The sequence below is a fragment of the Geitlerinema sp. PCC 9228 genome, assembly GCF_001870905.1.
Classification (GTDB): Bacteria; Cyanobacteriota; Cyanobacteriia; order Cyanobacteriales; family PCC-9228; genus PCC-9228.
Genome location: NZ_LNDC01000111.1, coordinates 24,378 through 34,857 on the forward strand (window position 1 = coordinate 24,378; position 10,480 = coordinate 34,857).

At 45.1% G+C, this 10,480-nt stretch carries 11 protein-coding genes; 5 read left to right on the forward strand and 6 right to left on the reverse strand.

Annotated features, from left to right (window positions below):
• The 3 genes from AS151_RS12295 to AS151_RS21560 all read left to right on the forward strand — a co-directional run bounded on the left by AS151_RS12295 (position 1) and on the right by AS151_RS21560 (position 3,574).
• The gene (locus AS151_RS12295; RefSeq protein WP_071517357.1) at positions 1-1,176 is read left to right on the forward strand and encodes an ABC transporter permease; all 1,176 of its coding nucleotides are present in this window, start codon (positions 1-3) and stop codon (positions 1,174-1,176) included.
• 32 nt (positions 1,177-1,208) lie between these two features.
• Positions 1,209-3,203 (forward strand): TolC family protein, encoded by a 1,995-nt coding sequence (locus AS151_RS12300; protein ID WP_071517358.1) that lies wholly within the window; start codon positions 1,209-1,211, stop codon positions 3,201-3,203.
• Between the two features lie 200 nt (positions 3,204-3,403).
• Entirely contained in the window at positions 3,404-3,574 is a 171-nt protein-coding gene (locus tag AS151_RS21560) for a ssl1498 family light-harvesting-like protein (RefSeq protein ID WP_139240636.1), read from the forward strand.
• A 178-nt stretch (positions 3,575-3,752) separates the two neighbouring features.
• Here AS151_RS21560 and AS151_RS12305 read toward each other — a convergent pair whose 3' ends face one another.
• Positions 3,753-4,262: a hypothetical protein gene (locus AS151_RS12305; protein ID WP_071517359.1), complete on the reverse strand. Its 510-nt coding sequence runs from the start codon at positions 4,260-4,262 to the stop codon at positions 3,753-3,755.
• Between the two features lie 16 nt (positions 4,263-4,278).
• Here AS151_RS12305 and AS151_RS12310 point away from each other — a divergent pair, with 16 nt between their 5' ends.
• A complete protein-coding gene (locus tag AS151_RS12310) occupies positions 4,279-4,935 on the forward strand; it encodes a hypothetical protein (RefSeq protein WP_071517360.1) in 657 nt (218 codons plus the stop codon).
• Here the strand turns inward: AS151_RS12310 and modB are convergent.
• Both modB and AS151_RS12320 read right to left on the reverse strand, forming a co-directional pair.
• The gene (modB, locus tag AS151_RS12315) at positions 4,924-5,592 is read right to left on the reverse strand and encodes a molybdate ABC transporter permease subunit (RefSeq protein WP_071517361.1); all 669 of its coding nucleotides are present in this window, start codon (positions 5,590-5,592) and stop codon (positions 4,924-4,926) included. The two genes, AS151_RS12310 and modB, sit on opposite strands and share 12 nt — an antisense overlap.
• 33 nt (positions 5,593-5,625) lie before the next feature.
• Positions 5,626-6,792, reverse strand: a complete 1,167-nt coding sequence (locus AS151_RS12320) for a pyridoxal phosphate-dependent aminotransferase (RefSeq protein ID WP_071517368.1) — start codon at positions 6,790-6,792, stop codon at positions 5,626-5,628.
• Positions 6,793-7,027: 235 nt separating this feature from the next.
• Between AS151_RS12320 and AS151_RS12325 the strand changes: the two genes are divergently transcribed.
• Positions 7,028-7,951, forward strand: a complete 924-nt coding sequence (locus tag AS151_RS12325) for a TIGR01777 family oxidoreductase (RefSeq protein WP_071517362.1) — start codon at positions 7,028-7,030, stop codon at positions 7,949-7,951.
• A gap of 386 nt (positions 7,952-8,337) precedes the next feature.
• Here the strand turns inward: AS151_RS12325 and AS151_RS12330 are convergent, their stop codons facing one another.
• From AS151_RS12330 to AS151_RS12340, 3 genes are all read right to left on the reverse strand, one after another.
• Entirely contained in the window at positions 8,338-8,532 is a 195-nt protein-coding gene (locus AS151_RS12330) for a hypothetical protein (RefSeq protein WP_071517363.1), read from the reverse strand.
• A gap of 216 nt (positions 8,533-8,748) precedes the next feature.
• Positions 8,749-9,174, reverse strand: coding sequence for a hypothetical protein (locus tag AS151_RS12335; RefSeq protein ID WP_071517364.1), 426 nt, complete (start codon positions 9,172-9,174; stop codon positions 8,749-8,751).
• 119 nt (positions 9,175-9,293) lie between these two features.
• Positions 9,294-9,662: an iron-sulfur cluster assembly accessory protein gene (locus AS151_RS12340; RefSeq protein WP_071517365.1), complete on the reverse strand. Its 369-nt coding sequence runs from the start codon at positions 9,660-9,662 to the stop codon at positions 9,294-9,296.
• Positions 9,663-10,480: the final 818 nt, after the last annotated feature.

Below are 10,480 nucleotides of genomic sequence, written 5' to 3' on the forward strand. Positions count from 1 at the left end.
ATGTCAGTAAAAAAATGGGATTTGCTGCGTCTAACTTTACTGTCTTTGCGATCGAATCTTTTGCGTTCGGGATTGACCATGGTAGGGGTATTTATGGGAGTAGCGGCGGTGATGGGGACGCTACAGGTAAGAACCATTAGCCAGCAAGTCATTGCCAAGCAACTCTCCCAACAAGAAGCACCGCAAGCACTACTGTTTTCTTGGACGTTGGATTTTCAACATGAGGATTTGGAATACTTGCGATCGCGTATGAGAGATGAAGTGAAAGCAATTGCCGGCATAAGTTGGAATATAAGCAATGCCGTACGTTTTCAAGATATTGAACGAGAAAATTTAGATAGTAAAGCCGTTACTCGTAAATTCTTAGAAGCTTCCGGACGTAAATTATTACAAGGACGTTTTTTTACAAAAACCGATATTGAAAAGTATCGTCCTGTTATTGTTATCGACCAAAAACTAGCAGCGGAATTATTTCCTAATGACAATCCTGTAGGCAAACGCATCTTTTTTGGCCAACGACCCTATTTCATTATTGGCGTTGTAGAAACCAAAAATAGCCTGTTTTCTAGAAATCAGTCCGAAGGACTTTTGCTGGTATCAACAGTTTACTACGAAGCAATGACCGCTCAACGACAAATCGATCGAATTGCCATCCGACCTTACCATCGTCAAAATTTGGAAAAAGTAAACCAACGTGCCGAACAATTACTCAAACAGCGTTTTCCCCATGAAAAATTTAGGGGGTTTAATAATATTAGACGCATTCAGCGACAAGAAGAAACCCTAACAATGGTATCGCGATCGCTTTTAGCCGTTGGAGTTGTTTCCCTGCTAGTAGGCGGTGTAGGCATCGCCAATATTACCATTGCCACCGTCACCGAAAGAACCCCAGAAATCGGTTTGCGAATGGCAATAGGCGCTACCCAAAAAGATATTATGCTGCAATTTATCCTCGAAGCCACACTATTAAGTTTATTAGGCGGAATCCTCGCGATCGCCACCATTCATAGTATTACCATTATTGTAGCGCAAACCTTTACCCTTCCCTATACCTTTAGCACATTCAACGCTGCGATCGCCATTGGTTCGTCCATATTTGTCGGCGTTGGCGCTAGTTTTTTTCCTGCTTTACAAGCCAGCAAACTCGATCCAGTAGCCGCTTTACGAGGAAATTAACCAGTTCTAGTGTCACTTTTCTATTTTGCTTTATGGAGTCTCCTTCTCGCTTGCAAATTATCTACTTTTGCCGTCGCATAGCATTTGGTCTTGGCATTGTTTCCCTAGCTAGTTTGACCACATTAGGTAGTTTTTCGCTGCTGCTGCAGGGAGAATCTTCACCGCCAGGTACCAGTTCTGCCAAACAGGAATCTTCCCCATCTCCAAAACCAAAAATTTCTATCTCTTCCCTCATTTTTACCGCACAAAAAGCCATCTACAAAACCTTTTCTTCTTCTTCTCCTACTTCCCCACCACCCTCTCCAGAAATTACCATTGAGCAAAAAACAATAAACCCGCAACGCGCGATCGCAACATGGCATCGCATACCACAAACATCCCCACCGCCACCGCAAGCAGAAGTTTTGCTTCCCCAACCACCAAAAATTCCTCCTTCCCCTTCACCAACTCCCCAACCTTCTCCCGATACCAATGCGATCGCTGTAGAAAACTCCCCATCCCAACCGAAAAATTCTACCACAAAACCCACCTACCAACATCGGGTGGCTGCTCTCAAAGAATCCTCATCCAATCAAACCAGTACTTCCCAGTTCAAACTAACCTTAGAAAATGCTATTATTTTGGCTCTGCAAAACAACAGACAAATTAAAAATGCCTATCTCGACAGAATTATTGACCGGCAAAATTTAGCAGTTGCAGAAGATGAATTTGTTCCTAACTTTTCCCCAAGAATTTTTACAGATTTTGTGGAAAATCGTTTTGGAGACAATTCGACCAGCCGCGGTGAAATAGGAATCGATACTGGTTTAACCATGGATTTACCCACAGGAGGGAATATTCAAATCCTATGGCAAGGGAGGCGAAATTGGCAAGAAATAGCCGAAAATATTTGGAATCAAGAAATTGCTGTTAACATCGAACAGCCTCTATTGCAAGATGCAGGAATTGATGTTAATCGCGAGCCAATCGAACGAGCTAGAATACAAGAAAAAATCAACATACTTACCCTAAAAAATAGCCTGATCGGTACCATCGATCGTGTCACCAGAGCCTATCGCAATCTTATCCAAGCACAACAGGCATTGATAATTCGAGAAAATGCCTTGCAAAGTACAAAACGACAATTAGAAGTTACGCAAGCCTTGATTGATGCCGGTCGTCGTCCAGGTATTGATATTGTCAGCAGCCAAAGCTCAGTTGCCGAACAAGAAGTCGAACTGCAAAGAGCACAAAATAACTTACAAGAAGCACAACTCAATTTATTGGAAATTTTAGACATCCAACGCGATCGCGATATGACCATCATTGCCGCCGAAACGCCATCCTTAGAAAACATCAATCTGGAAACATCTCTAGCCGGTTTAGAAATTGAAAATATCACCTTAGACTCTCTAACTGTTAAAAAACTCCTTCCCATTGCCTTAGCCAACAATCCCGACTACTTGCAAGCTAAATTAGCAGTAGAAATTGAAAAACTCGATTTACTGTTAGCAAAAAATGAGCGCCTGTGGCAATTTGATGTGACGGGAGGATATCGCAACAATCTAGATACCAGCAGTGAAGATAGCCAGGAATTTCGCGTTGGTCTGCAATTGCAACGGGAGTTTGGGGATTTAAGACGAGAACAAAGCGTTAGCCGTGCTCGAATTCAATTGCAAAAAGAACAAAATCGATTAAAAGAAGAGCGAGAAAATTTGACCATCGAACTACAAAACCGCTTGCGAGACCTTCGTTTTCAGCGCCGTCAAATAACTTTAGAGCAAGAAGCTTTGCAGTTAACCGAACAACAACTAGAAAACGAACGGGAAAAACTGCGTTTGGGGGTTGACGTGAGCATTTTAGACATTGCCAACTTAGAAGATGACGTTGTGGAAGCGCAAAATCGGGAATTGCAAGCAGTTATCGACTATTTAAACCAACTAACGAGTTTGCAAATTACCCTAGGAACCACATTAAAGCGTTGGGGGGTGAGTGTAGAAGCGGTAGACCCTTCTGGAAATCAAGAAAATGGGGAAAATGAAAGATGAAATTTAGCAAAAGCTGCATTTGTGTGGTTTTCCGAGCTATCTTTGGATCGCTTCTGGACAAACCCAAGTGGCTATGTGCTATAGTCGTTGCGAAGCCTTTTGATGGCAATTGCTTTCAAATTCATACAAAGGCATTCCACAACAACGAAACATTACGTTTCTGCTAAACTAATAGAAATGTCGTAACTGGAGTAGGTATTATGCCCTATACAACCGAAGATGGCGGTCGTCTAAATAACTTTGCTCGCGAACCGAAAGTTTATCAAGCAGAACCACCCACAAGTACTCAAAAGCGCAATTATGCCATTATGGGAGTTTTAGCGATCGCATTTGTAGCTGGATTGGTTGCTATCGCCGTGGGAATTAGCTAAATATCTGTTTCCCAGAACTGCCAAAAAATCCCTGATGGGTGGGTGGGCCGTGTCCCGCCCTACTAGGTTTTTTTCTGCTAGCATGCAGTAGAATGACAGGCGATCGCTGCTTCTCTTAGCTGCTCGCATATAATTTTTCTATATATTATTCTTCTAAAAATCAAATTTCTCTATCAATTCAGCGAGAAACAAGTTTGACCTCTACATCCAACAAACTAGCAACTGGTTGACCTGCCGTTTGTGCGGGTTGAAACTGCCACTTTTCGACCAAAGAACGTGCTATCCTCTGGTAAGGATGGTTTGACGATATGGTTTCCCCTTGCTGGGAATGTACGGCAATTACATGAGAACTGCCATCAGCTTCTACTAACACAGTTATAACCATCACCCGACCAAAATCCGTTTCGCCTTCTGACAAGTAAAAGACGGCATTTCCATGGGTTGGGTTGGGTTTGGCAGGTCTATCGGGGATATCGCGATTGGGGTCGGCAAGACGGGAAGCTAATATATTAGCCGTAACACCAATTTCACCAACAGTAGCATTTTCCGTGGTGTTTGTGCCAGGTTCTGTCGAACGATTGCTGCGTGAGTTATCTATATTCGGCGATTTTTCTTCAGAAACGCTTGGCGAACTTGCAATTTCTCGATTTTCCCTAGGATAACCATTTTCCCCAGTTGGCGATGACAATATTTCTGGTTGTGGATTGGTTGCTGGCTTCGTTGTTGTCGTCGGCGAGGGTTTCGTTGCTAAATTTTCTGGATTATCAGTAGCAGGCGAAGGCGTCGGCGAGGGTTTCGTTGCTAAATTTTCTGGATTATCAGTAGCAGGCGAAGGCGTCGGCGAGGGGTTGGTTGCTAAATTTTCTGGATTATCAGTAGCAGGCGAAGGCGTCGGCGAGGGTTTTGTTGCTAAATTTTCTGGATTATCAGTAGCAGGCGAAGGCGTCGGCGAGGGGTTGGCTGCTGGAATTTCAGATTTGGTAGCTACACTCGTATTATTCGCTTCCGAATCGGGAGAAGGTTTTGGCGAAGTAGCTGGCTGGGGAGTTTCCTTCCTTGTTGCTGGCGATGAATTCGTAGATGGCGAATCCGAACTAGAGGATGGTGTATTTGGTTTCCTTTCTACTAATTTAAAAGAAATATGGCTTTGGCTGTTAGAAGTAGACCTAGGTTGGGAAGCTACAATAAAACTATCTCGCAACATCCACAAAGCGATCGCGTGTAAAACGATAGAAGTAAAAACCGCCACCAACCAAAAACTGGGAGAATCACGGCGAAAATCGGATAAAGACCAATGCTGCATTTGGGTTTGCCGCTGCCATCAAGATTCCTGCTATACCACCATTCGCCTATTCATTTAACGAACTGGAAAATAAAATAATTCCCATAGACACCAAACTCAGAATCGCCACCAATAAAAACCCCAAACCATCCTTGCCAGTTTGAACTGCCTCGTAAATCGCTATTGGCATAGTCTGGGTTCTACCAGGAATATTCCCAGCTACCATTAACGTAGCACCAAATTCTCCCAAACAGCGCGCAAAACTCAACACCACCCCTGCCAACACCCCTTTCCAAGCCAAAGGCAGCCAAACGCGAAACAAAACCGCCATTGGCGATTGACCCAACGTTGCCGCTGCTTGCAAATACACCGAATCGACACTTTCCAAAGCCGCTTTGGTGGTTTTGGTCATAATCGGCAATGCCATAATGGTAGCCGCTACCACAGCGCCTTGCCAGGTAAACACCAAACTCCAGCCAGTCAAATCGTATAAAGGTTTTCCCAAAACACCATTTTGACCGAACAACAACAGCAAATAAAATCCCACCACCACCGGTGGTAAAGTTAGGGGAAGGGTGACAATCGCTTCTACCCATTTTTTCCCAGAAAACTTAGCTTTGGCTAACCAATATCCCAAACTGCCACCCACCAAAGTGACAAAAACCGTGGCTAGCAGGGAAACCTGCAGCGAAAGGCGCAAAGCATTGCCAACATCAATTGCCGCTAGAGGAACCATACCATTCAGGCTGCCAAAGATATCTATATTTATCTATACTTGCGATCGCAGAAATTTCTCCAATCGATCCATTCCTTTCTCAATGGTTTCCCTATCCGTCGCATAAGACAGGCGAATCGCCTTATCGTCGCCAAAAGCCACCCCCGGAATCGCCGCCACCTGTTGGCTATCCAAAAGTTTTTGGCAAAAATCGAGAGAATTTTGACCGGTTGGGCGAATATCCACAAAAAAGTAAAAAGCACCGTAGGGCATGCTAACCTGAATACCAGGCATAGCTTGCAAGCGATCGCCCATTAATTTCCGACGTTCGGCAAACGCTTGACGCATTTCTTCCACGCAATCTTGGGAAGACTCCAAAGCCGCGATCGCACCGTACTGCGCAAACGTACATACATTAGAAGTACTGTGGCTTTGAATAGAACTCACCGCTTGAATTAACTCCCTATTGCCTGCCAAATATCCCAACCGCCAACCCGTCATAGAATACGCCTTGGCAAAACCGCTGCTAACCACAGTTCGTTCAAAAGCCGCCACAGAAGCCGCGCCAATACTCAAATGCTGCGCGCCGTCGTAAAGAATTTTCTCGTAAATCTCATCCGAAACCACCCAAATATCCGCCTCGGCAACCACTTCTGCCAACGCGCGAATTTCTGCTGGCGAATACACGCTACCGGTGGGATTGGCAGGAGAGTTAAGAACCAACAGCCGCGTTTTCTCGGTAATTGCCGAACGCAGCGCTTCTGGGGTAATTTTATAATCATTATCGCGAAAAGCAGGCAAAAAAACAGGTACTCCCGATGCCAGCTTCACCATTTCCGGGTAACTGACCCAGTAGGGAACCGGTATAATCACCTCATCTCCCGGATCCAACAGCGCCACCATTAAATTATATAGGGAATGTTTGCCGCCGTTGGTAACAATGACATTTTCGGCTGTATAATCAAGCTGGTTGTCGTTTTTTAATTTTTTCGCGATCGCTTCGCGCAAAGCCGGTTCCCCAGCCACCGGACCGTATTTGGTTTTTCCCGCATCTAAAGCTTCCTTGGCAGCCGTTTTAATATGTTCCGGCGTATCAAAATCCGGTTCTCCGGCGCTAAAACTACATACATCCTTCCCCTCAGCTTTCATAGCTTTTGCCTTCGCCGAAATCGCCAGGGTTAGGGAAGGGGTCACTTGAGAAACTCTTTCTGACAGCTTCACCATCGACCTCCATCACATTTGGAAATCTTCGTTTCCATGTTGCCTGTTGTTTGCCATTTGTCGATTTGCCTATTTTACTGCAATTGGCAAACCGCAAAATGGGAAAATTTCACCAATTGCTGACATTTCTGCCATTTCAGCAACAACGGCTGCCTATGTTATCGCTTGGACGCGAATTTTTCTAGGATAGAGAATATATTCAGCGTAAAATTTCGGAATTTTTTAGGATTTACCCATGAAAATTGCCATTACAGGCGCAACGGGATTTGTTGGTTCTCGCCTAGTACAAAAGCTACACCAACAGGGTCATTCGCTGCTAGTCTTTACCCGTTCTTCCCAAAAAGCCAAACGCATGTTCCCCCCATCGGCGTTTGCCAATTTAGAAGTGGTCACCTACACGCCAACCCAATCGGGAGAATGGCAAAATGCACTGTCTGGCTGCGATGGGGTCGTAAATTTAGCCGGAACGCCAATTGCTGACGAAAGATGGACCTCCCAACGACAACAATCTATTTTAGACAGCCGTCAGTTGGGAACGCAAAAAATTGTGGAAGCCATGGCCAACGCCAATCCCCAACCTGCCGTGTTGGTCAATCCTTCCGCCGTCGGCTACTACGGAACCAGCGAAACCGATACTTTCGACGAAACCAGTTCCCCCGGTAACGATTTTCTAGCACAGGTTTGCCAAAAATGGGAAGCGGCCGCCGAAGAAGTGAAAAATCATGGTACTCGCCTGGTGATTTTCCGGTTTGGCATTGTAGTCGGACCCGGTGGCGCTGTGGAGAAAATGCTGCTACCGTTTAAATTATTTATGGGCGGTCCTTTGGGAGAAGGCAATCAGTGGTTTTCTTGGATCCATCGGGAAGATTTGGTGGATTTTATTATCCGCGCTTTGCAAGACCCGCAAGTTGCCGGTACGTTTAATGCGACGACGCCCAATCCGGTTAGAATGAAAGAATTATGTCAGGTTTTGGGGGAAGTGATGCACCGACCTTCCTGGTTGCCGGTTCCTAGTTTTGCTTTGGAATTGCTGTTGGGAGATGCGGCTAAGGTGGTTTTGGAAGGGCAAAAAGTTCTTCCCAAACGAACGCAAGAGGCGGGGTTTGAGTATCAATATCCCGATATTCAATCGGCTTTGAAGGCAACGTTAGAATCGTAGTTGTGGTTGGCGCGATCGCTGGAACGTCCCACCATTTCAATTTCAAAAAATATTATACCAAATCCGATGTACATAAACCCATAAAAATGTCGGGGTAGCGCCCTTCTACCCCGACACAAAGAATCCCCAACAGAGAGTTCCCCCTACAGGAAAATTGTGGTTTTGCGTCGCGGATTTGGTATTAGATGATAGCAAAAATATGGCTGTACTTGCTACCAAGTACAGCCTTGGTTTTTTTTATCAAATTTAAGGGATTTTTTCCGGTATAGAGTTTTGGGTCGCGGAGTTTTTTTTTAGGTTTGGTCCAACTGGGGATTGGACAATTTTTCAGGTTTAAGACCCAAATTCCTGTAGAATTCTGAGTAGATCTTCTCACAAATTAGAAGCTAGCTTTCAATTTGACAAGATTTGCTGTGCAATTGCAAATCGTCTGGATCGACGTAGTGGCAAACAGCATCATCCAGGCAAATTAAAGCCCATCCATACTTGTTAATATCTATTAGTTGATAGTTGCCTTTCTGTAGAAAGAAGCCTTTGTGATTGCGAGCGCCTGGTTTGATATTTACGTTACCTGCAGTCATTTGTCCTAACCTCTCTTAAGTTTCGCTACATTGAGATCCAGAAAAATTTGAGGATAAAGTTTCCTCATCGTCGATTTCACTAAATCTTATCATTGGCAACCTGAAAATCTCATAAAGTTGTATAAGGAATTATGAAGCGAATTTGATTAATTTCTATAAACTGACCAGCAAGAAAAAATGCCGGGACAAGACCCGGCATCCCAGCAGTCAATAATTTTAGCTGCCAAACAACCAATTTTGGACTTTTTGTAGGCTTTTCCAATCTGGCTTGCGCTTTAGTCCATCTGTAAAGTTTTGTTGCAATTCTTGGCGTAAATCGGAAGAGGTAACCATCAACTGGTTGGCTTTATCGATATGGTCGCGAACGCCTTTTTTGTTGGTTTCCAACATAGCGATCGCTAAATTGACCCGTGCTTGGGGGTCGTGGGGATTGTACTTCACAGCTTTCGAGGCGGCTTTGTAGGCAGCTTTAGGTTGGTCGGTAAGCAAATACAACCAAGCCAAAGAAGTCCAAGGGGGACTGTTTTTTGAAGCGCGATCGCATACAGTTTTAAACAGAGGAATCAAATCCTCGGGATTTTCGCCGGCGTGGTAGCGTTCTACGCCTTCATTAAAAAGTTCTTCTGCCGTTTTCTCGCTCATAAGCTAGCTTTTCAGGGGATAGATACAAAAAATTGGATTGACGGAAAAAATACCTAGAAACACCATTGAATTCTAGTTTTCCGCCAACCCAAATGAAAATTGTACCTTGTTGTTCGCGCTTAGGCCGAGAAGGATTTACCGCAACCGCAGCTTTGGGTGGCATTGGGATTGGTGAACTGGAAGCCACCGCCAATCAAAGCATCGCTGTAGTCGAGAACCAAGCCATAGATGTAAAGCAGGCTTTTGGGGTCGCAAACCACCTTAAACCCGTCGTAGTCAAACACCTCATCGTCAGCACGAATATTGCCCTCCTGTTCGAAATCCATCATGTAAGACATTCCCGAACAGCCGCCTTGGCGAATACCGACCCGCAGGCATAAATCCTGGTTGCCTTTCTCTTCGCGCAAAGCCAATAGGTGTTTGAGGGCCTTATCGCTAACTTGAATACCGTTTTGTTTTTCTTGGGTTTGGGTTGCTGCCTGTGTCATAGCGTTTCCTTAAACCTTGCTGCGCTTCCTTAAACGAAAATAGGTTTCATCTATATTCCACATTGTACATTTCTTCGCCAGAATGCAACCTCCCGCCCGGGTATAACAACAACAAAATCAGCCACGATAAAATAGGGAAAGCGACCTACAATAGCTTTAGAAAGTGCGATTCGTTCTCGCCAAAAGCTGAAGGAAACATCCTAAAGCGTGGGCGAGGCAAGGGTTTCACCCCTTGACAACCGGATACTGATGACGGTGCAAGTCCGTCCCGCAAGGTGTGTTGCGTGAAAGCACATCCCCCACCGAGGAGAATGGTTATCAAATCGGTGAAGCGGGGATGAAAGGAGGTTAAGCCTGGGTCCAAACAGGTATCCCTTCGAGCAAGTGCCTACGGATAGACAACGAAGTCATGATTGAAGCGTCGCCATGTAGACCCTGCGAAAATTGGACTGAAACGCAGGAACCAAAAGGTTAAGGATATAGGAAAGGCTGGTATCTCTCAGACCTTTCACACACCCGAAACCAACCCGGCGTAAAGTGACATCCTAAGGGCACAACCAATCGGTATCTGGAACGAAGTAACCCCCGTATGGCTCTCAAGGGACAAGGTCGATACCTTGAGTAGGAAACCATCCGCAAGCCTGCGGTGGGCAGGATAGAGTCAGAAGCGAACGCCAGCCTGTAATGGGTTGGATAGGCCGACAGACTCTCGATAACTTGGAAGGTAAAGTCTTAGTAGCATGGATACGTCCAAAACGGTTGGAAACAATACGGTGAGACTGGAATGGCGAGATATCGACTGGAAGAAAGTCGAACGT

Coding starts and splice junctions, on each gene's coding strand:
- AS151_RS12295 (WP_071517357.1), top strand. CDS start 1: ATGTCAGTAAAAAAATGGGATTTGCTGCGTCTAACTTTACTGTCTTTG.
- AS151_RS12300 (WP_071517358.1), top strand. CDS start 1,209: ATGGAGTCTCCTTCTCGCTTGCAAATTATCTACTTTTGCCGTCGCATA.
- AS151_RS21560 (WP_139240636.1), top strand. CDS start 3,404: ATGCCCTATACAACCGAAGATGGCGGTCGTCTAAATAACTTTGCTCGC.
- modB (WP_071517361.1), bottom strand. CDS start 5,592: ATGGTTCCTCTAGCGGCAATTGATGTTGGCAATGCTTTGCGCCTTTCG.
- AS151_RS12325 (WP_071517362.1), top strand. CDS start 7,028: ATGAAAATTGCCATTACAGGCGCAACGGGATTTGTTGGTTCTCGCCTA.
- AS151_RS12330 (WP_071517363.1), bottom strand. CDS start 8,532: ATGACTGCAGGTAACGTAAATATCAAACCAGGCGCTCGCAATCACAAA.
- AS151_RS12335 (WP_071517364.1), bottom strand. CDS start 9,174: ATGAGCGAGAAAACGGCAGAAGAACTTTTTAATGAAGGCGTAGAACGC.
- AS151_RS12340 (WP_071517365.1), bottom strand. CDS start 9,662: ATGACACAGGCAGCAACCCAAACCCAAGAAAAACAAAACGGTATTCAA.